Source organism: Methyloversatilis universalis FAM5, assembly GCF_000214035.2.
GTDB lineage: Bacteria > Pseudomonadota > Gammaproteobacteria > Burkholderiales > Rhodocyclaceae > Methyloversatilis > Methyloversatilis universalis.
Genome location: NZ_AFHG01000052.1, coordinates 268,392 through 293,089 on the forward strand (window position 1 = coordinate 268,392; position 24,698 = coordinate 293,089).

At 66.8% G+C, this 24,698-nt stretch carries 23 protein-coding genes; 12 read left to right on the forward strand and 11 right to left on the reverse strand.

What is annotated here, in order from left to right; all coding sequences use genetic code 11:
• Nucleotides 1-65: 65 nt before the first annotated feature.
• Both rho and trxA read right to left on the reverse strand, forming a co-directional pair.
• A complete protein-coding gene (gene rho / locus METUNV1_RS12310; RefSeq protein WP_008062186.1) occupies nt 66-1,325 on the reverse strand; it encodes a transcription termination factor Rho in 1,260 nt (419 codons plus the stop codon).
• Nucleotides 1,326-1,415: 90 nt separating this feature from the next.
• The gene (gene trxA / locus METUNV1_RS12315) at nt 1,416-1,742 is read right to left on the reverse strand and encodes a thioredoxin TrxA (protein ID WP_008062188.1); all 327 of its coding nucleotides are present in this window, start codon (nt 1,740-1,742) and stop codon (nt 1,416-1,418) included.
• Between the two features lie 572 nt (nt 1,743-2,314).
• Here trxA and fdxA point away from each other — a divergent pair.
• The 5 genes from fdxA to METUNV1_RS12340 all read left to right on the forward strand — a co-directional run bounded on the left by fdxA (nt 2,315) and on the right by METUNV1_RS12340 (nt 10,957).
• Nucleotides 2,315-2,638, forward strand: a complete 324-nt coding sequence (fdxA, locus tag METUNV1_RS12320) for a ferredoxin FdxA (RefSeq protein ID WP_008062194.1) — start codon at nt 2,315-2,317, stop codon at nt 2,636-2,638.
• A 48-nt stretch (nt 2,639-2,686) separates the two neighbouring features.
• The gene (locus tag METUNV1_RS12325) at nt 2,687-5,347 is read left to right on the forward strand and encodes a PD-(D/E)XK nuclease family protein (RefSeq protein ID WP_008062196.1); all 2,661 of its coding nucleotides are present in this window, start codon (nt 2,687-2,689) and stop codon (nt 5,345-5,347) included.
• Nucleotides 5,344-8,616, forward strand: a complete 3,273-nt coding sequence (locus METUNV1_RS12330; protein WP_008062198.1) for a UvrD-helicase domain-containing protein — start codon at nt 5,344-5,346, stop codon at nt 8,614-8,616. The genes METUNV1_RS12325 and METUNV1_RS12330 overlap by 4 nt, the downstream gene beginning before the upstream one ends.
• A 128-nt stretch (nt 8,617-8,744) precedes the next feature.
• Nucleotides 8,745-9,194 carry a CBS domain-containing protein gene (locus METUNV1_RS12335; RefSeq protein ID WP_008062199.1) on the forward strand — a complete coding sequence of 150 codons (450 nt, stop codon included), beginning with the start codon at nt 8,745-8,747 and terminating at the stop codon, nt 9,192-9,194.
• 80 nt (nt 9,195-9,274) lie between these two features.
• Complete coding sequence (locus METUNV1_RS12340; RefSeq protein WP_008062200.1) at nt 9,275-10,957, forward strand: long-chain-fatty-acid--CoA ligase; 1,683 nt, start codon at nt 9,275-9,277, stop codon at nt 10,955-10,957.
• 43 nt (nt 10,958-11,000) lie between these two features.
• Here the strand turns inward: METUNV1_RS12340 and METUNV1_RS12345 are convergent, their stop codons facing one another.
• Nucleotides 11,001-11,333 carry an H-NS histone family protein gene (locus METUNV1_RS12345; RefSeq protein WP_008062201.1) on the reverse strand — a complete coding sequence of 111 codons (333 nt, stop codon included), beginning with the start codon at nt 11,331-11,333 and terminating at the stop codon, nt 11,001-11,003.
• Between the two features lie 303 nt (nt 11,334-11,636).
• Between METUNV1_RS12345 and ccoN the strand changes: the two genes are divergently transcribed.
• Genes ccoN through METUNV1_RS12380 form a run of 7 tightly spaced genes read left to right on the forward strand, consistent with a single transcriptional unit; the run spans nt 11,637 to nt 17,061 of the window.
• Nucleotides 11,637-13,064, forward strand: coding sequence for a cytochrome-c oxidase, cbb3-type subunit I (gene ccoN / locus METUNV1_RS12350; protein ID WP_008062202.1), 1,428 nt, complete (start codon nt 11,637-11,639; stop codon nt 13,062-13,064).
• 18 nt (nt 13,065-13,082) lie between these two features.
• Nucleotides 13,083-13,697: a cytochrome-c oxidase, cbb3-type subunit II gene (ccoO, locus tag METUNV1_RS12355; protein ID WP_008062203.1), complete on the forward strand. Its 615-nt coding sequence runs from the start codon at nt 13,083-13,085 to the stop codon at nt 13,695-13,697.
• 11 nt (nt 13,698-13,708) lie between these two features.
• Nucleotides 13,709-13,885: a cbb3-type cytochrome oxidase subunit 3 gene (locus METUNV1_RS12360; protein WP_008062204.1), complete on the forward strand. Its 177-nt coding sequence runs from the start codon at nt 13,709-13,711 to the stop codon at nt 13,883-13,885.
• Nucleotides 13,882-14,793, forward strand: a complete 912-nt coding sequence (gene ccoP / locus METUNV1_RS12365; protein ID WP_008062210.1) for a cytochrome-c oxidase, cbb3-type subunit III — start codon at nt 13,882-13,884, stop codon at nt 14,791-14,793. The genes METUNV1_RS12360 and ccoP overlap by 4 nt, the downstream gene beginning before the upstream one ends.
• A 60-nt stretch (nt 14,794-14,853) precedes the next feature.
• Complete coding sequence (gene ccoG / locus METUNV1_RS12370; RefSeq protein ID WP_008062211.1) at nt 14,854-16,263, forward strand: cytochrome c oxidase accessory protein CcoG; 1,410 nt, start codon at nt 14,854-14,856, stop codon at nt 16,261-16,263.
• A gap of 5 nt (nt 16,264-16,268) precedes the next feature.
• A complete protein-coding gene (locus METUNV1_RS12375; protein WP_008062212.1) occupies nt 16,269-16,766 on the forward strand; it encodes a FixH family protein in 498 nt (165 codons plus the stop codon).
• On the forward strand, nt 16,759-17,061 hold the full coding sequence (locus METUNV1_RS12380) for a hypothetical protein (RefSeq protein ID WP_008062213.1): 303 nt from the start codon (nt 16,759-16,761) through the stop codon (nt 17,059-17,061). Before METUNV1_RS12375 ends, METUNV1_RS12380 begins: the two co-directional genes overlap by 8 nt.
• 51 nt (nt 17,062-17,112) lie before the next feature.
• Here METUNV1_RS12380 and METUNV1_RS12385 read toward each other — a convergent pair whose 3' ends face one another.
• The 8 genes from METUNV1_RS12385 to METUNV1_RS12420 form a co-directional block, all read right to left on the reverse strand.
• Nucleotides 17,113-17,568: a universal stress protein gene (locus METUNV1_RS12385; RefSeq protein ID WP_008062214.1), complete on the reverse strand. Its 456-nt coding sequence runs from the start codon at nt 17,566-17,568 to the stop codon at nt 17,113-17,115.
• Nucleotides 17,569-17,756: 188 nt separating this feature from the next.
• A complete protein-coding gene (locus METUNV1_RS12390; RefSeq protein WP_008062215.1) occupies nt 17,757-18,932 on the reverse strand; it encodes a DesA family fatty acid desaturase in 1,176 nt (391 codons plus the stop codon).
• A 76-nt stretch (nt 18,933-19,008) separates the two neighbouring features.
• Nucleotides 19,009-20,310: a mechanosensitive ion channel family protein gene (locus METUNV1_RS12395; RefSeq protein WP_008062216.1), complete on the reverse strand. Its 1,302-nt coding sequence runs from the start codon at nt 20,308-20,310 to the stop codon at nt 19,009-19,011.
• A complete protein-coding gene (locus tag METUNV1_RS12400) occupies nt 20,307-20,909 on the reverse strand; it encodes a phospholipase D family nuclease (RefSeq protein ID WP_008062217.1) in 603 nt (200 codons plus the stop codon). Before METUNV1_RS12400 ends, METUNV1_RS12395 begins: the two co-directional genes overlap by 4 nt.
• 3 nt (nt 20,910-20,912) lie before the next feature.
• Nucleotides 20,913-22,205 (reverse strand): RsmB/NOP family class I SAM-dependent RNA methyltransferase, encoded by a 1,293-nt coding sequence (locus tag METUNV1_RS12405; RefSeq protein WP_008062218.1) that lies wholly within the window; start codon nt 22,203-22,205, stop codon nt 20,913-20,915.
• Nucleotides 22,202-23,365, reverse strand: a complete 1,164-nt coding sequence (locus METUNV1_RS12410) for a DUF3108 domain-containing protein (protein ID WP_008062219.1) — start codon at nt 23,363-23,365, stop codon at nt 22,202-22,204. The genes METUNV1_RS12405 and METUNV1_RS12410 overlap by 4 nt, the downstream gene beginning before the upstream one ends.
• Nucleotides 23,358-23,999, reverse strand: a complete 642-nt coding sequence (purN, locus tag METUNV1_RS12415; protein ID WP_043359801.1) for a phosphoribosylglycinamide formyltransferase — start codon at nt 23,997-23,999, stop codon at nt 23,358-23,360. Before purN ends, METUNV1_RS12410 begins: the two co-directional genes overlap by 8 nt.
• 77 nt (nt 24,000-24,076) lie before the next feature.
• A complete protein-coding gene (locus tag METUNV1_RS12420; protein WP_232416213.1) occupies nt 24,077-24,631 on the reverse strand; it encodes a hypothetical protein in 555 nt (184 codons plus the stop codon).
• Nucleotides 24,632-24,698 lie beyond the last annotated feature (67 nt).

Here is a 24,698-nt window from a genome sequence, read left to right on the forward strand (position 1 = left end):
GCGGTACAAAAGAAAAACGCCGCGATGTGCGGCGTTTTTCTTTCAGGGCTGCAGGAGCAGGGGCATCAGCCTCGACGCATCGCGTCGAAGAATTCGCCGTTGCTCTTGGTGGCCTTGATCTTGTCGAGCAGGAATTCGATCGCTTCCAGATCGTCCATGTTGTACAGCAGCTTGCGCAGCACCCAGATCTTCTGAAGGATTTCCGGCTTCAGCAGCAGCTCTTCGCGGCGGGTGCCCGAGCGGTTCACGTTGATCGCCGGATACACCCGCTTTTCCGCCATGCGCCGGTCAAGATGGATTTCCATATTGCCGGTGCCCTTGAATTCCTCGTAGATCACGTCGTCCATGCGGCTGCCGGTTTCGATCAGCGCGGTGGCGATGATGGTCAGGCTGCCGCCTTCCTCGACGTTGCGCGCAGCACCGAAGAAGCGCTTCGGCTTCTGCAGCGCGTTGGCGTCCACACCGCCGGTCAGCACCTTGCCGGAGGCCGGCTGCACCGTGTTGTAGGCGCGGGCGAGGCGGGTGATCGAGTCGAGCAGGATGATCACGTCCTTCTTGTGCTCGACCAGGCGCTTGGCCTTCTCGATCACCATTTCTGCGACCTGCACGTGGCGGGTGGCCGGTTCGTCGAAGGTCGATGCAACCACTTCGCCCTTCACCGAGCGCTGCATTTCGGTCACTTCTTCCGGACGCTCGTCGATCAGCAGCACGATGAGCATGGCTTCCGGGTGATTCACGGTGATGGCGTGCGCGATGTGCTGCATCATCACCGTCTTGCCGGTCTTCGGCGGCGCCACCAGCAGCGCACGCTGACCCTTGCCGATCGGCGCGATCATGTCGATCACGCGCGACGTGGTGTTCTCTTCGCCGCGCATGTCGCGCTCGAGCTTCAGCGGCTCGGTCGGGTGCAGCGGCGTCAGGTTTTCGAACAGGATCTTGTGCTTGGTCGCTTCCGGCGGCTCGCTGTTGATGCGATCGACCTTCACCAGCGCGAAATACCGTTCGCCGTCCTTCGGCGTGCGGATTTCGCCTTCGATGGTGTCGCCGGTATGCAGGTTGAAGCGGCGGATCTGGCTGGGCGACACATAGATGTCGTCGGTGCCGGCCAGATAGCTCGCTTCCGGCGAACGCAGGAAGCCGAAGCCGTCGGGCAGCACTTCCAGCGCACCGTCGCCGAAAATGCTTTCACCCTTCTTCGCCCGGTTGCGCAGGATGGCGAACACGAGTTCCTGCTTGCGCAGCCGGTTGGCGCCCTCGATCTCGAAGGACTGGGCCATTTCGAGCAGCTGGCTGACGTGAAGTGCTTTCAGTTCGGAAAGATGCATGGTGAAGAAGTGCTGCGTGCGGGGTGGGGGAGGTGGAGCGCTCTGGCTCCGGCGGGCGGGGCGCGGACGCGCACCCGCCGCGGGGTGTGATCAGAGGTGGCTGTCCAGGAATGCGGTCAGTTGCGATTTCGACAGGGCGCCCACCTTGGTGGCTTCGACGTTGCCGTCCTTGAACAGCATCAGGGTCGGAATGCCGCGGATGCCGAAGCGGGCCGGGGTTTCCTGGTTCTCGTCGATGTTCACCTTGGCCACGCGCAGCTTGCCGGCGTAGTCACGGGCCACTTCGTCGAGGATGGGGGCGATCATCTTGCACGGACCGCACCATTCGGCCCAGTAGTCGACCAGGACCGGCAGGTCGGCCTTGATGACTTCGGCTTCGAAACTGGCATCGGTGACATGGTGGATGTGTTCGCTCATTGTTTCCTCGCGGTGCTTGACTGGACGGTGGTTCGTGAAGGTCGGGCGTCGATGGTGGGCGCGGTGCCGGTCGTGCCGGCTGGCCACAGGTGTGAAGCCGCCTGTGGGCGCTTCATGCCTGAAGAATGTGGGCTTGCCGGAATCGCGTGATCGGGTCGCTTGGAACGGTTGGCCCGCTGAGCGGGCCGGATTCGGAATTGCGCTGAAGCCGGTTGCCGGGATGCTCACGGAGCCAACCTCGCCTGCACATGTGTCAGGGCTTCTGCACTGTTGGCAAGATGCTAATACAAAAAAACGCCGCATGTGCAGCCGTGCGCAACCGGAAAGGACAAAAAGTCATGCCTCCATGTCGCACCGGCACGACAGCGGGTGCAAGCCGGGGGGCGTCCGCGGGTGGTAAACTTCTGCGTCCAGAACGCGGCCGGGCCGCACGCCGGGGCCGGTCGCATCGCGTCAGGCAAACCGGGTGCCCGCTCCGTGACCGCGTGCAGCGTTTCGTAGCGATCACCATCCACCCCACGTCGCCTTCCCCAGTGAAAGGCAGGCCGGCCCACCGGCCCAACGGAGAAATCATGACTTACGTCGTCACCGAATCCTGTATCAAGTGCAAGTACACCGACTGCGTCGATGTGTGCCCGGTCGATTGCTTCCGCGAAGGCCCGAACTTCCTGGTGATCGATCCGGACGAGTGCATCGACTGCACGCTGTGCGTGGCGGAATGCCCGGCCGAGGCCATCTTCGCCGAGGACGACGTGCCGGCCGATCAGGCGCATTTCACCGCGCTGAACGCCGAACTGGCCAAGGAATGGCCGGCCATCATCGAGCGCAAGGACGCCCTGCCGGACGCCGACGACTGGGCCAAGGTGAAGGACAAGCTCGGCATGCTGGAGCGCTGAGCCGCTGTTGCCGGTTCATGCATCCCTGACCGGGGCCTGCGTCGACGCATGAGCGCCGCGGGCCTCGAACTTCTTTCGCTGCCGCCGGGGCCCGGTCTGTTCGGGCAGGTGGCGCGCATCCTGATCGGTCGCCACGGCGACGCGCTGGCCGATACCGACCTGCTGCTGCCCTCGATGGCACTCGCCCAGCCGCTGCGCGCAGCGCTGTGCGCAGCGGCCGGCCGCGCGCTGTTCATGCCGCGGCTGCTCACGCCCGACCTGCTGGCCCAGCGCTGGCAGGGCGATCACCCTACAGATCCGCATTCGCGCCGCCTGCTCGGTCTGGTGGCCCAGCTGCGCCGCATGGGCTGGCTGGGCGAGGCCGACCTGTGGTCGGTGGCGCGCGAACTGATCGATCTGGCCGATGCGCTGGCCGAGGTGCCGCTGCAGCAGGAGGCCGAACTGGCGGCCACCTTCGCCCGTACCCACGCGCTGCACGACAGCGAAGCGCTGTCACTGGAAGCGCGGCTGGTGCATGCGGTGTGGCTGGCCGACAGCACCGGCACGCCGGGCCGTGCGCGCGCCTGCGCACAGGCGCTCGAGCGGGCCGCGGCTGCCGCGACCCGGCCGCTGACGGTGCTGCTCGATACGCTCGACGAGCCGCCGTCCTGGCTGAATGCCTGGGCCGCGCGTGCGCCGGTGCTGTGCCTGCAGGTGGCGCGCGGCGAGGGCGACGATACGCTGTCCCGTGCGCTGGCGGCCGCCTGGCCGCCACCCGGACAGGACGCCGGTGCGTTGTGGTCGCGCGCGCCGTCGGCCGACGATGCCGCTGCGCTGCGCGCGCGGGTAAGGCTGGTGGCGGCTCAGTCGCTGGAACAGGAGGCGGCCTGCGCCGCCGACACCGTGAGCGCCTGGCTGGCCGCCGGTCGCCGCCGCATTGCGCTGGTGGCCGCAGACCGCGAAGCCGCCCGCCGCGCCCGGGCGCTGCTCGAACGGCGTCAGGTGCTGCTGGCCGACGAAACCGGCTGGAAGCTGTCCACCACCCGTGCGGCGGCCACGGTGGATGCCTTCCTGCAATGTCTGGCCTCCGACGGCTATCACCGCGACCTGCTGGATTTTGTGCGCGCGCCCTATGTGGCCGCCGGGCTGGAGCGCGAAACCCGCGCCCGCGCGGTGGCCGCCATCGACGACTGGGTGGTGCGGCGCAACCATGTCGACGGTTTGCACGCGCTGCTGGTTGATGCGGCGGACGACCTGGCGGGCGGCCCGGCTGCCGGGCTGATCGCGCTGCTGGCGGACGCCGCCGCCCTGATGCCCACCGGCAACGCGCCGGCCAGCTTCTGGCTGGACCGGCTGCTGGCCGCGATCGACGCACTGCAGGCGCGCGACGCCATGCTGGGCGACGTGGCCGGCGCCCAGGTGATCGCGCTGCTCGAACAGCTGCGCGCCGACAGCCAGGGCGTAGCGCTCGCGCTGTCCTTCGCCGACTGGCGGCAGTGGCTCAATGGCGAATTCGAACAGGCGCTGTTCCGCGATACCGAAATCGACAGCCCGGTCGTGCTCACGCCGCTGGCGGCGACGCGGCTGCGCGCTTTCGAGGCGGTCTATGTGATCGGCGCCGATCGCGAACATCTGGCGCCGCCGCGTCCGCGCGGGGTGCTCGGACACGAAGGCCTGCGGCGCGAACTGGGGCTGCCAGACGCCGACGCACAGGCCACCCGGCTGCGCGAGGACCTCGCCGGCCTGGTGCTCAACGCCGGCGACATCGTGTTCAGCTGGCAGGCACAGCGCCACGGCGAAGCCAATCTGCCGGGCGCCGACCTGCAGGTGCTGGACCTGATGTTCCAGCGCGCCGGCGTCGGCTCGGCGATCGAAGCGGCGCCGCCGCTGGCCGAGCCGCCGGCGCTGGCTGTCATCGGCGTGAGCAGCGCGCCCTCGCTGCCGCCGGAGCGCGTGCCACAGAAGCTGACCGCCAGCGCGCTGGCCGACCTGATGGACTGCCCTTACCGCTACTTCGCGCGCCGGGTGCTGCATCTGGGCGAGGAGGACGAAGTCGAGGAAACGCTGGGCAAGGGCAGCGTGGGCGAAAAGGTGCATGCGGTGCTGCTGGCTTTCCACACCGCCCATCCGCGGCTCGCGCTGTCGTCGCCCGAAATCCTGGCGGACGATCTGCGCCGCCGCTTCGCCGAGGCATTCGCCGGCGCCATCGCGCGCAATTTTCAGGAGCACGCCTGGGCCGACCGGCTGCAGGCGCGCGCCGCCGCCTACGTCGACTGGGCCTGCGCGCGCGAGGCCGCCGGCTGGCTGTTCGAAGCCGGCGAGCAGGCGCGCAGCCTGTCGCTCACGCTGCCCGATGGCGGGGCGCTGACGCTGGAGGGCCGCATCGACCGCATCGACCAGGGCAGTGGCGGCCGCGCGCTGATCGACTACAAGCTGCGTGCGGCTGACCGGGTGAAGAAGGCGCAGCAGCGCGACGACCTGCAGCTCGCCTTCTACACGCTGCTGGAAGGCGAGGCGGTCAGCGACGCCGCCTATCTGGCGCTGGACGAAGAGGTGCCGGCCGAACTGGCGCAGGCCGAGCCGCAGGTCGCCGCCGAAGCGCTGCAGTCGCTGCTACAGCGCGTGTTTCCGGCGCTGCGCGCGGGTGCCGTGCTGCCGGCCAACGGGGACGAAGCGGCCTGCCAGTACTGCGGCATGCGCGGGCTGTGTCGCAAGGACTGGCTGGCATGAGCACCCATATCCCGGCGCACGATCCGCTGCGCGCGCTCGACCCCGCCTGCAGCGTGGTGGTCGAGGCCTGCGCCGGCAGCGGCAAGACCTGGACTCTGGTGTCGCGCCTGATCCGGCTGCTGCTCGACGGCGTACCGCCGGGCCAGATCCTCGCCATCACCTACACCCGCAAGGCGGCGCGGGAGATCGAGGAGCGGCTGCTGCACTGGCTGGGCGAACTGGCGGTGGCGGACGATGCCTGGGTGGGCGAATTCCTCGCCCTGCGTGGCGCCGCCCGCAGCGACGCACAGATCGCGCGTGCGCGCGGCCTGCTCGAAACCGTCATCCGTGCCCGGCCCGGACTCACGATCAACACCTTCCACGGCTGGTTCTCGTCGCTGCTGGGCGCGGCGCCGCTGTCCGCCGGTCTGGGGGGCATGCAGCTGGCCGAGCGCACCGCCCGCCTGCGCGATCAGGCCTGGGGCGGGCTGATGCGCCGCGCCGGCCGGGACGAGGACGGCGAACTGGCGCAGTCGCTGCGCTGGCTGCTGAACCAGACCGGCCTCGGCGGCACCCGCGCACTGGCGTCCGCGCTGATCGACCGCCGGGCGGAGTGGGAAGCCTGGCAGGCGGCCTGCGGCGGCGATCTGGACGCGGTGCTGGCGCATCTGGCGCAGTGCTTCGGTGCCGACGGCGCAGACCCGCTCGCGACCCTGTTCGAGGACGCGGCGCTGCGCGCGGCGTTGGCTGAATTCGCCCGCCTGCTCGGCCAGGGCACCGACGCGCAGCAGCGCCGCGCGGTGACGCTGGAAAAGGCGCTGGGGCTGGCCGACGCCGCCGGTTTCCACGCTGCGCTGCGTGCCGAACTGCTCACGAAAGCCGGCCTGCCGACCGCCTTCAAGCCGGGCAGGGCGATGGAAAAGATCGGCGCCGCCGAACGCACGCAGCAGCTGTTCGACGCCTGCGTCGAGCGCCTGCTGTGCTGCGCTGGCGAGGTCGAGGACCGCGCCGCCTATGTGCTCAACAGCCATGCGCTGCGCGCCGCAGTGGCCATGCTGGACGCCTACGATCAGGTGAAGCGCGCTGCCGGCACGCTGGATTTCGGCGACCTCGAATGGCACGCCGCCCGGCTGCTGGCCGACCCGCAGACCGGCCCCTTCGTGCAGGCGCGACTGGACGCGCGCTACACCCATCTGCTGCTGGACGAATTCCAGGACACCAATCCGCTGCAGTGGCAGGTGCTCATGCACTGGCTCGACGCCTACGCGCCGGACCAGGTGCAGCCGCGGGTGTTCGTGGTGGGCGATCCGAAACAGTCCATCTACCGTTTCCGCCGCGCCGACCCGCGCATCTTCGCCCATGCGCGGACCGCCTTCGCCGAGCGCTTCGGCGCCCTCGACCTCAGGCGCAACGAAACACGCCGCAGCAGCCCGGCGGTGGTATCGGTAGTGAACGCGCTGTTCGGCGCTCATCCGGTGTTTGAAGGTTTTGCCCCGCACACCACCGCGCAGCACGGTTTGCCTGGCGCGGTCACCGTGCTGCCGCCGTTCGGCCACGACAGCGAGGCGGCGTCGGACAGTGCCGCGCCTGCCGAAGCAGAAGTGCGCGATCCGCTCGGCACGCCGCGTCCGGCGGCCGAGGACAGCCGGCGCCGGCGCGAGGCGGACGCGATGTGCGCCCGGCTCAAGGCGATGGCGGGCCGGCAGACGGTGCGCGATCCGCACACCGGCCAGCCGCGCGCCGCCCATTACGGCGACATGATGATTCTGCTGCGCCGGCGTACCGGACTGGCGGTGTATGAGGCGGCACTGCGCGCGCACGGCATCCCGTATTTCGGTGCCAGCCGCGGCCGCCTGCTCGATACGCTGGAGGCGTCCGACCTGCAGGCGCTGCTGCGTTTCCTGTCGGCGCCGGCCGATGCGCTGTCGCTGGCCCATGTGCTGCGCAGCCCGCTGTTCGCGTTCAGCGACACGCAGCTGCTGCGTCTGACCGGCGACGGCGGCTCGCTGTGGGGCGCGCTGCGCCACGCCAGTGACGATGCAGCCTGTACCCGAGCGGCAGCGCTGCTGTCCGGCTGGCTGGCGGCGTCGGTACGGCTGCCGGTGCATGACCTGCTCGACCGGGTGTTCCATCAGGGTGAGCTGCTGGCGCGCTACGCCGCCACCGTGGACGCGATGGCCTGGCCCGGCGTGCGAGCCAATCTGGAAGCCTTCATCGAACTGGCGCTGCGGGTGGACAGTGGCCGCTACCCCAGCCTGCCGCGCTTCCTCGACGAGCTGTCGCGGCTGCGCGACGAGGACGACGAAGCGCCGGACGAAGGGCTGATACAGGGCGAGGACCCGGCGCGTGGCCGGGTGCGCGTGCTTACCGTGCATGCGGCCAAGGGCCTGGAAGCGCCCATCGTGTGGCTGGCCGACGCGATCGCCCGGCCGCGCGCCGACAGCGGTCCGCGCGTACTGCTGGCCTGGCCGCCGGGCGACCCGGCGCCGACGCATCTGTCTCTGCTGCACCGCAAGGACAGCCTGGGCAGCGTGCGTCAGCCCTTCATCGAAGCCGAGGCGCGTGCTGCCGCACGTGAGGACGCCAACCTGCTCTACGTGGCGGTCACCCGCGCCCGCCAGTTCCTGTTCGCCAGCGGCGTCAGCCCGAGCCGGGGCGGTGATGCCGACAACTGGCTGTCGCGGCTGGCGGAAGCGACGGCTACCGGCGAGGGCGGGATGCGTGACGAGCAGGGCGGGGCGCACCTCGCCTTCGGCGACGTCGACGAGGCCTGCGAGGCCCCCGCTTCGTCGCTACCGGCCGCACCGGTGCCGGACATGCCGGCGCTGCCGCCGATCGGCGAACGCCGGCCGGCCCTGGCGCTGACCGACGAGCAGCGCTGGGGTACCGGTCTGCACGCCTGGCTGGAGGCCCTGGCCAGCGGAGAGCCGCCGCCGGCGCGGGCGACCGGCTTCGATGCCGCCCGCTGGGCCGAGCTGGAGCGCACCGCGCGGGGGCTGGTCGCCAGCCCGGCACTGCGTCGCTTCTTCGATCCGGCGGAACACCTGTGGGCGGCGTGCGAAATCGAGTTCGTGCTGCCGGATGGCAGCCTGGGTCGCATCGACCGTCTGGTCGAATTCGACGACGCGCTGTGGGTGCTGGATTACAAGAGCGGCGGAGACGGCGTGCATGCCCAGGCCTATGTCGACCAGCTCACCCGATATGCTGATGCGGTGACTGCGATCCGGCCGGGGAAGCCGCTGCGGGCCGCACTGCTGCGCGCCGACGGCCGGGTCGATATCCTGATCTGATGCCGTCGCGCTTTGCGCTCCGGTCGCTTTTGACTACCATCGGCTCAGGGTCATTCGCTGCGCGGGCCTTTTGTCCGCGTGGTGGTGAGGAGAGTGGCCGCAGTGAGCGAAGAAGGTGAGTGACCAACATGCAAGTACATGAAATCCTGCGCATCAAGGGCACCGTGCTGTACACGGTGGCGCCACAGCAAACCCTGGGCAACGCGGTGGTGACCATGACCGACCTCGACGTCGGTTCTCTGGTGGTGATGGAGCACGGCCGCATGGTCGGCATGCTGAGCTTCCGCGAAGTGCTGCGCTCGGTGCGTTCGGCCGGCGGCGACTGGCAGGCGATGACCGTATCGGCGGTGATGCAGCGCGAACCGGCGACCGCGCATCCGGACATGGAAGTCGACGAACTGCGCCGGCTCATGCTGGAAAACCGCTGCCGCTACCTGCCCATCATGGAAGGCGACACCCTGATGGGCGTGCTGTCCTTCCACGACGTTGCACGCGCGATGCTCGAGGAACAGAGTTTCGAGAACCGCATGCTCAAGAGCTATATCCGCGACTGGCCGATGGAAGACATGTCGGGCTGAGCGCCCGCTGCAGGTCCATTCACCAGGCAGCGCGCGCCGGCCCAGCCCCGCCGGCGCCATGAAAGAGCGAGGAGGCGGTGATGGAGAAGGTGTGGCTGAAAAGCTACCCCGAAGGCGTTCCGACCGAGATAGACCCGTCGGAATTCATGTCGGTCGGCGAGGTGTTCGAGCGCAGCTGCCGCGAGTATGCGGAGCGCGACGCCTATGTCTGCATGGGTCACGCGCTGACCTATGCCGAGCTGGACCGGCTCAGTGCGGCGTTTGCCGCCTATCTCCAGTCCACCGTCGGTCTGGCACCCGGTTCCCGGGTCGCCATCATGATGCCCAATGTGCTGCAGTACCCGGTCGCGATGTTCGGTGCGTTGCGCGCCGGCTACACCATCGTGAACTGCAATCCGCTGTATACGCCGCGCGAACTGGAACACCAGCTCAACGACAGCGGGGCCGAGGTCATCCTGGTGCTGGAGAACTTCGCCTCCACGCTGCAGCGGGTGATCGAGCGCACCGCGGTGCGCCACGTCATCGTGACTGCCATCGGCGATCTGCTCGGGGTGCCGAAGGGCTGGATCGTGAACGCCGTGGTCAGGCACGTGAAGAAGATGGTGCCGTCCTACCGTCTGCCGGACGCGGTGCGCTTCAACGACGCGATCAAGCTGGGCCGGGGCCATGCGCTGAATCCGGTGCATGTGGTGCACGAGGACATCGCCTTCCTGCAATACACCGGTGGCACCACCGGCGTCGCCAAGGGGGCGATGCTCACCCATCGCAACATCGTGTCCAACATGATGCAGGCGGACGCCTGGATACGGCCTTTCATGAGCGGCCGGCAGCTGGTGATTACCGCTTTGCCGCTCTATCACATCTTCGCGCTGACCGCGAATTGCCTGGTGTTCCTGAAACTGGGCGCCACCAATGTGCTGATCACCAATCCGCGCGACATTCCCGGTTTCGTCAAGGAACTGGGCAAGCACCGTTTCACCGTCATTACCGGCGTGAATACGCTGTTCAATGCGCTGCTGAACAATCCGGGTTTCGCGGCGCTGGATTTTTCCGGTCTCCGGGTGTCGCTCGGCGGCGGCATGGCGGTGCAGCGCGCAGTCGCTGAACGCTGGCAGGCGGTGACCGGCCAGCCGCTGATCGAAGCCTACGGCCTGACCGAAACGTCACCGGCGGTCTGCATCAACCGGCCGGATCAGAAGGAATTCAACGGCGCGATCGGACTGCCGGTGCCGTCGACCGAAATATCGATACGCAACGATTCCGGCGAGGAAGTGCCGCTGGGCGAAGCGGGCGAACTGTGCGTGCGCGGTCCGCAGGTCATGAAGGGTTACTACCGCCGGCCGGGAGAGACCGCGCAGGTGATGACCGCGGACGGTTTCCTGCGTACCGGTGACGTGGCGACGGTGGATGCGGACGGTTTCGTGCGCATCGTCGATCGCAAGAAGGACATGATTCTGGTGTCCGGATTCAACGTCTATCCGAATGAGGTCGAAGACGTCGTGGCGGCCTGCGCGGGCGTGCTTGAATGCTGTGCCATCGGCCTGCCGGACGCCCATTCCGGGGAGGTCGTGAAAGTATTCGTGGTGAGCCGTGACCCGTCTCTGACCGCAGAAAAAGTGATCGCGCACTGCCGTACCCAGCTGACCGCCTACAAAATTCCGCGGCAGGTCGAATTCAGGTCGGAATTGCCCAAAACAAATGTCGGAAAGATATTGCGCCGCGCGCTGAAGGAAGAGGCTGCTGCGTCCGGGGTGAATAAATGAAAAAGGCACCTTGCGGTGCCTTTTTCATTTCCGGAAAACCGGATCAGCCGACGCGGGCGGCCGCCAGTTCGTCCGCACCGAGGGCGGTCAGCCAGCCCGGCTTGCGGCCGGCGGCGCCGACTTCCTTGATTTCGCCGGTGGCCGGATTCCGGTATTTGCCCGGAGCGATCTTGATCTTTGCCGAAGCCGGACGGCTGGCCTTGCGTGCGGAACCACCGCCGGAAAGACCCACGTCCGCGGCGCTCAGATTGTATTTCTTGATCTTTGCGCGGACATCGGCGATCACCGCTTCGAGTTCAGACCGGCGCACCGCTTCCGCCTGCTGCTGGAGTTCGGCGATTTTTGCCATCAATTCATCGTAGCTCTGGCCGGACATCTGATTGTCTCCGTCGGTTGTGGAATTCGAATGATAAGGCGGGAATCCGGATTCGTAAATTGATTTGATCGGAGTTTCATTCCGGAATTGCAGGGGGTGCAATATGATTGCGGGTGAATCATGCGGTGGGCATCAATGGACGATGCACGCGGCCGGTCGTCGATCGGCCGGCCGCTTGACGTGGGTCAAGACCCCGGTACGGGCGAACACCTAACCTTCCGGCCGGATCATGCGTGCGTGCGTCCGTGAGGGCGTGGCGGTGCAATTTCAATGTGGGAGCAGGTGAAAATGAAAACAGAAGCAATGGGGTCCGTTCACGGCACCTACGACTATCAGGTGGTGCGGCAGTTCGCACTGATGACGGTCGTATGGGGCATCGTGGGCATGCTGGTCGGGGTGGTGATCGCCGCCCAGCTCGTCTGGCCGCAACTGAACGTCGGTGAGTGGTTCCACTTCGGCCGTCTGCGGCCGCTGCATACCAATGCGGTGATTTTTGCCTTCGGCGGCTGCGCGCTGATGGCGACCTCGTTTTTCGTGGTGCAGCGCACCTGTCACACCCGGCTGTTCGCGCCCTGGCTGGCCAGCTTCGTGTTCTGGGGCTGGCAGCTGGTGATCGTGCTGGCGGCGATCACGCTGCCGCTGGGCTACACCTCGGGCAAGGAATACGCCGAACTGGAGTGGCCGATCGACGTGCTGATCACGCTGGTATGGGTGGCTTACGCGGTCGTGTTCTTCGGCACCATCGCCAAGCGCCGCACCTCGCACATCTATGTCGCGAACTGGTTCTACGGTGCCTTCATCCTGACGGTCGCCGTGCTGCACCTGGTCAACAGCGCCGCGGTTCCGGCCGGTTTCTGGAAGTCCTACTCGGCCTATGCCGGCGTGCAGGACGCCATGGTGCAGTGGTGGTACGGCCACAACGCTGTCGGCTTCTTCCTGACCGCCGGCTTCCTCGGCATGATGTATTACTTCGTGCCCAAGCAGGCCGAGCGCCCGGTCTATTCCTACCGTCTGTCGGTGGTGCACTTCTGGGCCCTGATCTTCACCTACATGTGGGCGGGCCCGCACCACCTGCATTACACCGCGCTGCCGGACTGGACCCAGTCGCTGGGCATGGTGTTCTCGCTCATCCTGCTCGCACCGAGCTGGGGCGGCATGATCAACGGCATCATGACCCTGTCGGGCGCCTGGCACAAACTGCGCACCGATCCGATCCTCAAGTTCCTGATCACCTCGCTGTCCTTCTACGGCATGTCGACCTTCGAAGGTCCGATGATGTCGATCAAGACCGTCAATGCGCTGTCGCACTACACCGACTGGACGGTCGGCCACGTGCACTCGGGCGCGCTGGGCTGGGTGGCGATGATTTCGATCGGCTCGATCTACTACCTGATCCCGCGCCTGTTCGGCCAGGAAAAGATGTATTCGATTCCGGCCATCAGCCTGCACTTCTGGATGTCGACCCTGGGCGTGGTGCTGTACATCGCCTCGATGTGGATCGCCGGCGTGATGCAGGGCCTGATGTGGCGCGCGATCAACGATGACGGCACGCTCACCTACACCTTCGTCGAAAGCGTCAAGGACAGCTATCCGTTCTGGACCATCCGCTTCGTCGGTGGCCTGCTGTTCCTGTCCGGCATGTTCGTGATGGCCTGGAACGTGTGGAAGACCATCGCCGGCCAGAAGCCCTACAACGCACCGGTGGTGGCGCCTGCTGCCGCGCACGCCTGATCACTGGAGAAAGACATCATGGCTGCATCCAAGCACGAAGCAATCGAACGCAATGTAGGCCTGCTGGCCATCCTGACGGTGCTCACCATCGCCATCGGTGGTCTGGTCGAAATCGTTCCGCTGTTCTTCCAGCACTCGACCACCGAGCCGGTGAAGGGCGTAGAGCCCTACAGCCCGCTGCGTCTGGCCGGACGTGACATCTACGTCCGCGAAGGCTGCTACAACTGCCATTCGCAGATGATCCGTCCGTTCCGTGCCGAGACCGAGCGCTATGGCCACTATTCGGTGGCCGGCGAGTTCGTCTATGACCGTCCGTTCCAGTGGGGCTCCAAGCGTACCGGTCCGGACCTGGCCCGGGTCGGTGGCCGCTACTCCGACGAGTGGCACCGGGTTCACCTGAACAACCCGCGTGACGTGGTGCCGGAATCCAATATGCCGGCCTTCGCCTGGCTGGAGCGTCCGGTCGATGCCAGCACCATCGAGCAGCGCATGCGCGCGCTGACCGTGGTCGGCACGCCCTACACCGAAGAGCAGATCAAGTCCGCGCCGGAGGCGCTCAAGGGCAAGACTGAAATGGATGCGCTGATCGCCTACCTGCAGGGTCTGGGTACCGCGATCAAGCGGGTGAACTGAGGTCGGCAGACATGGAACTCGACATCAATATGCTGCGTTCGGCGGTCACTGTCGCGGGCTTTGCCTGCTTCGTCGCCATCGTGGTCATGGCCTGGCGTCCGGGCGCGCAGCGCGCCCATCAGGAGGCGGCCATGCTGCCCTTCGCCGACGATGACCGTGCGCACACCGAAACCGGAGAACAAAAGTGAGCGACTTCATCAACAACTTCTGGAACATGTATGTGGTGGTGCTGGTCATCGCCAGCCTGCTGTTTTGTGCCTTCATCATCATGTCGAACAAGGCGGCGCGCTCCAGCGGGCCGGTGGAGCTGCACGGTCACCAGTGGGATGAAACCCTGGCCGAGTGGAACAACCCGCTGCCGCGCTGGTGGGTGTGGCTGTTCTGGATCACCATCGTGTTCGCGGTGGTGTATCTGGCCGCCTATCCGGGCCTGGGCAACTTCGGCGGCAAGCTGGCGTGGTCGTCGACCGGTGCCTACGACAAGGAAGTGAAGGACGCCGAAGCCAAGGTCGCGCCGCTGTTCGAGCGCTATGCCGGCATGGACGTGCAGCAGGTCGCCGCCGATCCGGAAGCGCGCGCCATGGGCCAGCGCCTGTTCCTGAACAACTGCGCGCAGTGCCACGGCACCGACGCCCGCGGTTCGCGCGGTTTCCCCAACCTGACCGATGGCGACTGGCTGTACGGTGGTACGCCGGAAGCGATCAAGACCACGCTGGTCAATGGCCGCAACGGTGCGATGCCGGCCTTCGGCACCACGCTGGATGGCGAACAGCTGCGCGACGTGGTGCATTACGTGCGCTCGCTGTCGGGCCTTACCACGGACAACGTCCGCGTGCAGCGCGGCAAGGCCACCTTCGCGGCGAACTGCGCGGCCTGCCACGGCGCGGACGGCAAGGGCAACCAGATGGTCGGTGCGCCCAATCTGACCGACGCGACCTGGCTGTACGGCAGCACCGAAGCGCTGGTCACCCAGACCTTGCAGAAGGGGCGTAACGGTCACATGCCGGCACACGGCGAACTGCTGGGCGACAAGAAGATCCATCTGCTGACCGCCTATGTGTGGGGTCTGTCGAACAACGCAGCCGGAGCGAAGTAAATGGCATCAAACCCCTCTCCTGGCGAGCCATCGCCCGGAGCTGATACGAAACGGGCGCGGGTGATTCCGATCACCGAGGTCGCGCCGGACGAGGGGTCTCTCTACGCTGCGCGGAAGAAGATACAGCCGCGCAGCATCCAGGGGCGGTTCAACACCGTACGCTGGGCCATGGTATGGATCACCCAGCTGGTGTTCTACGGCCTGGCCTGGCTGCCCTGGAACGACCGTCAGGCCGTGCTCTTCCATCTGGTCGAGCGCAAGTTCTACATCTTCGGGCTGGTCCTGTGGCCGCAGGACGTGCTCTACCTTACCTTCCTGCTCATCATCAGCGCGCTGGGGCTGTTCCTGGTGACCGCGGTCGCCGGACGCATCTGGTGCGGCTATGCCTGTCCGCAGTCGGTCTATACCGAAATCTTCATGTGGGTGGAGCGCAAGATCGAAGGTGACCGTTCGGCGCGGATGAAGCTGGACGCCGCGCCGCTGAGTGCGCGCAAGCTCGGCCTGCGCAGCGCGAAATACGGGGTGTGGGCGGCCATCGCGCTGTGGACCGGTTTCACCTTCGTCGGCTATTTCACGCCGATCCGCGAACTGGGTTCGGAGGTTGCCAGCGGGGCACTCGGCTCCTGGGAAACCTTCTGGATGTTCTTCTACGCCGCCTTCACCTACGTGTTCGCCGGCCACCTGCGCGAGCAGGTGTGCAAGTACATGTGTCCGTATGCCCGCTTCCAGGGCGTCATGTTCGACCCGGATACCCTCATTGTCAGCTACGACGTCAATCGGGGCGAGCCGCGCGGCAGCAAGAAGAAGGCGCGTGAAGGCCAGACCGTGGGCGACTGCGTGGATTGCGAATGGTGCGTGCAGGTCTGTCCGACCGGCATCGACATCCGCAACGGCCTGCAGTATGAGTGCATCGGCTGTGCGCTGTGCATCGACGCCTGTGACCAGGTGATGGACAAGCTCGGCCGCCCGCGTGGCCTGATCGCCTACACCACCGAACGCACGCTGCTCGACAAGAAGCCGGCGCACGAGGGCTGGCGCGAGGTGATGGCGCACATCCTGCGCCCGCGCGTCATCCTCTATACCAGCCTGCTGCTGTTCATCGTGTCCGGTTTCGCCTGGTCGCTGTTCACCCGCACCCCGGTCAAGATGAATGTGCTGCGCGACCGCGCCACGCTGGCGCGCGAGGTCGAGGGCGGCAAGATCGAGAACGTGTATCGGCTGCGCGTCATGAACACCTCCGAGGTGGACCGCCGCTTCGTGCTGACGGTCGACGGCATTCCGGGCGCCGCCATCGCCGATCTGGAACAGATCGACGTGCCGGCCACCGGCTCGGTCGACCTGCCGGCCCATGTCCGGGTCGATGCCGAAGCGCTGGAGCCGGGTTCGCACGAAATCCATTTCAATCTGCAGGCGGTCGATGCACCGGATGTCCGGGTGCATGAAAAGACCTCCTTCCTGCAGCCGAGGTAAACACCATGCTCCATGATCCGTCCGTTCAGGCGCCCTGGTACCGTCACCGCTGGCCCTGGCTGCTGATGTCCGGCCCGGCCATCGTCATCGTGGCCGGCGCCATCACCACCTGGCTGGCGGCCACCGGCAATACCGCGCTGGTGGCCGACGACTATTACAAGCAGGGTCTGACCATCAACCGCGTGATCGAGCGCGAGAAGGCGGCGGCCGACCTGGGCGTGCAGGCCAGCCTGTCGGCGACGCCGGCCGCTGGCGGTGCCACCCGCATCGAGCTGAAGCTTGCGATGGCCGACGCTGCGAAGCTGCCGCAGCGGGTGCATGTGCAGCTCATCCACCCGACCCGCAGCGAACTGGACCGCGATCTGCTGTTCGACGGCGAAGGCGGGCGCTACAGCGGCGTGGTGCAGGCGCTGCAGACCACCCACTGGAAGCTGGTGATCGAGGACGAAGCGAAAGCCTGGCGTTTGCAGGACAGTCTGACGGTGGAGGCGAGCGGTGGCTGAAGTCGATTTCGAGGCGGTGGAAACCCGCCGCGTGCCGGGTCGTTTCGGGCGACTGTTCGCCCTGGTGTCCTGGCCGTCCTTCCTGGTTGCGGCGGTCGCGGAAACCGCCTTTTTCAGCCTGATCAATCCGCAGGAACTGTACCTGCTCGGCGAGCCGGTGCATTTCTCGCCGCTCGCCACCTATACGATCGGCTTCTTCGGCTTCTGGTGCGTGGCGGGGGCGTCCAGCCTCATCTCGTCCTGGATGGCGGAAAAGATGCCGGCCTGCGCCGACCGCTGCGTCGGGCGCAAATGAAAACGGGGGCCTCGCGGCCCCCGTTTCCTTTATGCGGTGCAGTGTCGCGTTTCAGCGATACACCAGCACCGGAATCTTCGAGTTCGACAGCACCTTCTGCGTCACGCTACCCAGCAGCAGGCTGGCCAGACCGCGACGGCTGTGCGAGGCCATGAAGATCACGTCGGCTTCGCGCTTCAGCGCCACCTCGATGATGGCCTTGTGCGGTTCGTCATTGGTGACGGCCAGCGTATCCACCTGAACGCCTTCGTCGGTGGCTTCCGCGCGGGCTGCCTGCAGGATGCGGTCAGCGTGGGTACGCATCGCGTCACTGAAATCGTTCGGCGCGATCGGGTCGATGTTCTCCTCGTCCTGTTCGCTGTGCAGCGCCGACACGTGATAATCCTTCATCACGTACAGGAAGGTGACGCGGCCCTTCACGTCCTTGGCAAAGCAGATGGCGTGCTTGACAGCCGCCCGGGAAAGATCGGAACCGTCGATGGGTACGAGTACGTGGCGAAACATCATGGACTCCTTCTCGTTGTTATCGACCGCCACCGCCACGGTGTCGGTCGTGCTGAGACTGCTGCATGGCTCCTGCAGATTCTATCGGCTCGGCACACCTTATTTTGAGTCAAACACCGGCATTTGGTTTGACCCAAGTAAAAAGCCGGAAGTGCAGAGCACTTCCGGCTTTCGGGTGCGGCGTATGCGGATCAGATCGCGTAAGTCTTGAGACGCAGCGAAAACTCCTGCAACTGCTTGATGCCGCTGGATTCCGCACGTGCGCACCAGTCCTGCAGCTGCTTCAGCAGCTGTTCGCTGGAGGCGGTGGAGCGGGCCCACAGCGCCGTCAGTTCCTGACGCATGGCATGCACCGTAGCCAGACGGCTGCTGCTCGACAGCATCGATTCCATCTCGGCGTCGTCGCTGGCCGGCTGTGCGTTCTCGCTGCGGGTGAGCCAGCCCTTGAAGCGCTGGAAGCGTTCGCTGTCAGCCAGCGCCGCGTTGTTGCTGCGCAGCTTCTCGATCTCTTCGTTGTAGATCGAGCGCAGCGACTTCATGTAGCGCGTCATCACGTCATAGCGATGAGTGATGATGGCTTCCAGGGTCTGGGTATCGACCACGTTGCGCGCTTCGAAACGCGGCTGCGGAATGGTCTTCTTGGCCTTGGCCAGACCGAGGATTTCCAGGATGCGGATGTACATCCAGCCGATGTCGAATTCGTACCACTTGGACGACAGCTTGGCCGAGGTCGCGAACGAGTGGTGGTTGTTGTGCAGCTCCTCGCCGCCGATGATGATGCCCCAGGGCACCAGATTGGTCGCCGCGTCGTTGCAGTCGTAGTTGCGGTAGCCGATGTAATGGCCGAGACCGTTCACCACGCCGGCGGCCCAGATCGGGATCCACGCCATCTGCACCGCCCAGATCGTCAGGCCGATCGGGCCGAACAGAACGACGTTGATGATGAGCATCAGGCGGATGCCGAGTGCCGAGCGGCCGGTGTAGAGGTGACGCTCGACCCAGTCATCCGGCGTGCCATGACCGTAACGGCGCATGGTTTCGGCGTTCTTGGCTTCGGCGCGGTACAGCTCGGCACCTTCCAGCAGCACCTTCTTGATGCCGAGGACCTGCGGGCTGTGCGGGTCTTCCGGCGTTTCACACTTGGCGTGGTGCTTGCGGTGGATGGCGGCCCATTCCTTGGTGACCATGCCGGTGGTCATCCACAGCCAGAAACGGAAGAAGTGGCTCGGAATGGCATGCAGTTCGAGCGCGCGGTGCGCCTGGTGGCGATGCAGGTAGATCGTGACCGATGCGATGGTGATGTGGGTGAACACCAGCGCGACGACGATATAGCCCCACCAGGGCAGGTCGATAAGACCAGTCAGCATTCAGGACTTTCCTTGATACACGTATTTGAAGATGCGGATTCTACGCGACCTTGGCTAGCGGTCAATTTGCGCAGCGTCAAGTCTTTGCGTCACAAAGTGCAACGTTGTCGGCCGGATTCAGCACACGTATCTCGCGCTGGGGGAAGGGAATTTCAATGTTCTCGGCCCGGAAGCGCCGCAGGATTTCCAGCTGCACCGCCGAGCGGATGCCCAGCGTGCCGTTTTCCGGGTCGGTGATCCACATGCCCAGTTCCAGGTTGATGCCCGAATCGCCGAAGGAATGCAGGAAGGCGCGGGGCGCCGGTTCAGGCAGCACCCGCTCGTGCACCCGGGCGCATTCCTCCAGGATGGACAGCGCCCGCTCGACATCGTCCGCATAGCCGACCTGCACCGTCACCGCGAGCCTCACCTCGCGGTCGGACAGGCCTTCGTTCTGCACCACCGAGCTGATCAGCGTTTCGTTCGGCACGATGGACTGCACGCCGGACGGGCTGCGCAGCACGGTGTAGCGGGTGGTGATCTGCTGCACCTGACCGCGGTCGCTGCCGACCGAAATCAGGTCGCCGATGCGGATCGAGCGGTCGAGCAGGATGATGAAGCCGGACACGTAGTTCGCCATGATCTTCTGCAGGCCGAAACCGAGGCCCACACCGAGCGCGCCGCCGAACACCGACAGCGCGGTCAGGTCGATGCCGACCAGCGGCAGCGTGATCATCAGCGCCAGGAACATGAGCGCCACCTTGGACAGGCGCGCCAGCACGATGCGCAGATTGCTGTCCAGCGGCGCCCGCATCAGCTTGCGCTCGACCGAACCGGACAGCCAGATGGCGACAATCAGCGTCACCAGCACCCAGGCGCCGCCCTGCATCAGCGCCCACAGCGACAGCTTCTGCTTGCCCAGCGCCACCTGCTGGTGGTCCAGCCAGTCGATCACCTCGGGCAGGATGTCCAGCGCGTGCAGCGCCCAGGCGGTCCAGATGGTCAGCCCGATCAGGAATTCGAAGGTGCTCAGCCAGCCGGCCGGCGAGAACACCTGGCGCAGCGCATAGACGGTCATCCGGATCACGCCCATGGCGACCAGCATCGCGATCACCAGATGCATGAGCACCGGCGGTTGGTGCAGCGCGCCGTACAGGGCGCGGGCCGCGCTCAGCGTGGCCACGCCGGTCAGCGGGAACAGCAGGCGCTGCAGGCCGTCCACGCCCAGTCGCGCGGCTGCACTCAGGCTGTCGTAATCGGTCTTGGCGCGCTGGCGGCGCTTGATCAGCCGGCTCAGCAGACCGGCCAGCAGCAGGCAGCCGGCGATGACCGCCAGCTCGATGCGTGTGCTGTTCTGGCCCAGCAGCCGCATCAGCGCTTCAAACGAGATTTCCGTCATTGCGCCTGGGCTTCCCCGGCGCGCTCGGCCGCCTGATGCGCCATCACCGCGTCGTTGAAGCTGACCGATTTCGCGCGGTGGCGCTTCCAGTTCTCGAGATAGGTCCGCGCAAGCGCGCGGTGGCCGCTCACCACCAGCACGTTCTCCGCGTTCTCGCTCTTGCCGGAGTAGCTGAAGTTGTACGAGCCGGTGAGCACCACCGGTTCGCGTCCGTCCGGATCGACCACCATCACCTTGTTGTGTGCGGCGGCGTGGTTGCCGTCCAGCCACACGGTCACGCCGTTGCCGGCCATGCGCGGTACCGCGCTGCGTTCGTCCTTCAGCACCTTGTCGCGGTCGGCCAGCACTTCCACCTTCACGCCGCGCTCGGCTGCGGCGATCAGGGTTTTCGCGATGTTGCGGCTGGTCAGCGTATAGGCCTGCACGTAGATCGCCTGGCGCGCGCCATCGATCTGGTCCATCACCAGCCGTTCCACGTCGTCCCAAGGGGCGAAGGCCACTTCGACCTTGCCTTCCGCCGGCAGGGTACTGCCGGCACTCAGCGGTGCTGCTGCCAGCAGCAGGGCGGCGAACAGCGCGCCACGCAGATCACTCCTCACGCATCACTCCTCGTTCTTCTGTTCCTGTTTGCCGTCGGCGGCGCGGCGCTCCAGCACTGCGGCGTAGAAGCCGTCGGTGCCGTGCAGATCGGGCCGCAGCTCGAGATCGATGCCGGTGTCGAGTTCGATCCGCGCCGCCGCCAGCAGCTCATTGACCGGCACGCGGACGAAATCCGGGTGGCTGGCCAGGAAGTCATCGACCACACCGCGGTTCTCTTCGTTCAGCAGGCTGCAGGTGGCGTACACCAGCCGGCCGCCGGCCTTCACCAGACGCGACGCGCCGGCCAGGATGGCGCGCTGCTTGGCCACCAGTTCGGTCACCGCCTGCGGCGTCTGCCGCCATTTCAGGTCCGGATTGCGGCGCAGCGTGCCCAGGCCGGAGCAGGGCGCATCGACCAGCACCCGGTCTATCTTGCCGGCCAGACGCTTCACCTTGGTGTCGGCTTCGCTGTCGATCAGCACCGGATGCACATTGGACAGACCGGAGCGCGCCACCCGCGGCCGCATCTTGATCAGCCGCTTTTCCGACACGTCGAAGGCGTACAGCCGGCCGGTCGACCGCATCATCGCGCCGATCGCCAGCGTCTTGCCGCCGGCGCCGGCGCAGAAATCGACCACCATCTCGCCGCGCCGCGGGGCCAGCAGCAGCGCCAGCAGCTGGCTGCCTTCGTCCTGCACCTCGATGATGCCCTTCTCGTACAGCGGATTCTTCGACAGCGAGGGCCGCTCGTTCAGGCGCAGCGCCCACGGCGAATAACGGCCCGGCTCGGCGGTGAGGCCGTTGTTCGCCAGCGTGGCCATGACGGCCTCGCGATCGGTCTTCATCAGGTTGATGCGCAGGTCCAGCGGCGCCTGCTGGTTCAGCGCGCGCGCCAGTGACAGCAGCGCGGCTTCGTCCATCTGCGCCGACAGGCGCTCGATCACCCAGTCCGGCAGGTCGGTGCGCTCGCCCAGCGACAGTTCGTCCGCCTTGCTCTGCGCCAGCGTTTCCAGCCATTCCGCTTCCTTGCGCGATACCAGCGGCGCCAGCTGCTTGACGCCCAGGCCCTGGATGCGGGCCAGCGCGGCGATCAGCAGCTTGCGCGCGCCGGCATGCTCACCGGCGATGGCGCGCAGCCAGCGCAGCCGGCGCAGCACCAGATAGGCGTGCTCGGCGATGAAGGCGCGGTCGCGTGACTGCAGCGCGCGCTGTTCGCGGAAGTAGGCGGACAGCACGCCATCGGCCGGGTATTCGAAGCGCAGCAGTCGGCCCAGCACGTCGGCGGTGGCATCAATCAGTTTTTCGTTCGGTTTCATCGCAGGAAGATCGGAAGGTCTGAATCGGGGGCGGGCGCGGCGCCGGAGGGCGACGTGCTGCCTGTGGGGGCGGACGCGGTGGCGGTCAGCGTCCGCTGGTCGTATTCGATGCGGCGCACCCGCTGGTCGTACACATCGCCCTTGCGGTCGGTGTAGCGGATGCGCACTGGCAGCCAGCGCAGATCGGGGGCCAGCCACACCTCGATCTGGTTGTCACCGGGCGGCGCGCGCATGGCCACCCGCTTCACCAGCAGGCGGCCGAGGCCGGTGTCCAGGCTGCTGCTGTCCTCGTCCGGCACGAACCAGCGCGGGCTGTAGCGACGGCCGGTGGCCACCGCGAAATCGAAGTTTCCGCCGTACTGGGCACGCCAGATCACTTCCAGCCACAGGCTGGCCATGTCCTGCGCGCCGGGCGTCAGCGCCTCGTCCGCGGTTTTCGCGCCGCTGCGGAGCATAACCCGACTGCCGGCCCAGTCGAACAGCACCGTTTCGTCCGCCGGCTTGCCGGAGGACGAGGTCTGGCTGAAACGCTGTGGCCGCAGGCCGTCGTCGGTGACCTCGCCCTCGCTGCGCTGGTCGATGCGCAACGGCTTGAGCAGCGCGGCCAGACCGGTGGTTTCGGTCACCGTATCCATGCGGTAGCGCTGGCCGTCATGCACCCAGTGGTAGCGGGTTTCACCGATGCGCAGCGCGTCGCCGCGATACACGTCGAACTCGAGCTTTGCCTCGCCCGGGAGTACGTCCTGCGGCTTCACCGCCACTGCGTCGTCGACCGGCGGCGGCATGTGGTCTTCGCCGGCCTGGTCGCGCGCACCGGTGCCGGCGTCGGCCTGCGCGTGCTCGCTCGTGGCCGACGGTTCGGCCGGGCTGACCGGTGTGGCCGGCGCGGTGCTGGCGGAGGGTTCGCTGACCGGGGGCGCAGGGCGGGGCTGGCGCACCCGCGGCGGGGCCTTCGGCACCGGGCGGGCCGCGGGCGCCGGTGCGGGCTCGGGTGGCGGGGGCGGCGGCGGAGGGGCGACCAGCGCAGCGTGGATCACCGGTCCATCGTCCGGTTCAGCGCTGTGTTCGATGCCGTGCAGGCCGCCGAACAGCAGCAGGTGCAGCAGCAGCGACGCGGCCAGCGCGATCGCCAGCCGCGGACGGGACAGCGGCTCAGTCATCCGCACCCGGTACGCACAGCGCGGCGTCGCCGGCGGACGCGTCGCCGGTCAGCACCGCGCGACCGTCGCGCAGGCTGAGCCGGCCGTCCACGAACCAGCGCACCACCTGCGGGTAGAGCACGTGTTCCTGCTTCAGCACGCGGGCGGCCAGCGTGTTCTCGTCGTCGCCGGCCAGGACCGGCACCGCCGCCTGGGCGATGATGGGACCGCCATCCAGTTCGCCGGTCACGAAGTGCACGGTCACGCCGGCCACGCGGCAGCCGGCCTCGATCGCGCGCCGGTGGGTGTGCAGGCCGGTGAAGGCGGGCAGCAGCGACGGGTGGATGTTGATCATGCGGCCGCTGTAGTGATCGACGAATTCCGGCGTCAGGATGCGCATGAAGCCGGCCAGCACCACCAGATCCGGGGCGTGGCGGTCGATTTCGGCGGCCAGTGCGCGGTCGAAGTGGGCGCGGTCCGGGTAGTTCCGGTGGTCGACCACCGCGGTGGCGATGCCGCGCTCGCGGGCGTAATCCAGACCGGCGGCGTCCGGCCGGTTGCTGATCACCGCACGGATGTCGGCGGCCAGACCGGCCTCGACGATGGAGCGCATATTGCTGCCGCGGCCGGAAATGAGGATGACGACGGATTTCATGGGGCGCCGGCACCGGGCCGGATCGGGTGGATCAAGGCGCGATTATCGCCCAGCCGCCCGGCCGCTGGCGTCCCCGCTCAGCGGACCGGCAGGAAGACCGCGGTGGCCAGCGACTGCAGGATGCGGGTGACCACCCGCCGGTTCTTGTCGGCGACGATGGTCGAGCTCATGTCGAGCCAGCCGATCATCTTGCCGATCTCGCGCTCGAAACTGAGGTTGCGTGTGCCGTCGGCGCCGATCTCGTTGGACAGCAACAGCGGATGACCAGCCTCGTCACGCGACTGGGCCAGTTTCCAGGCGGCGATCTCGAGGTTGCGCGCGCAGTTCGACAGCGACTGCGGATCCAGCTCGTCCATGATGAACAGTTCGCTGCGGTCGCCCCAGGCGGTCTGGATCATGCCGCCCATCCCGGCGATCAGCGCGGCCACCCGGTCGCCACCGAAGTCGCTGGCGAAGGCCATGCGCATCACTTCGATGCCCCGCCGGCCGTCGAATTCCTTCAGCCGCCAGTCGTGCTGGGTGGCGAACAGCCGGGCCATCGCCGCTTCGCGGCTGTCCAGCCCTGCACGCCGCCATTCGCGCGGGTTTCGCCGGTACAGCTTGTCGGCCAGCCGCTCCAGACTGGCGAACACTTCCCGGTGATGAGCCTCCAGAACCCGGTCGATGTCACTTTTAACAATCTGTTTAGGATGCATGGAA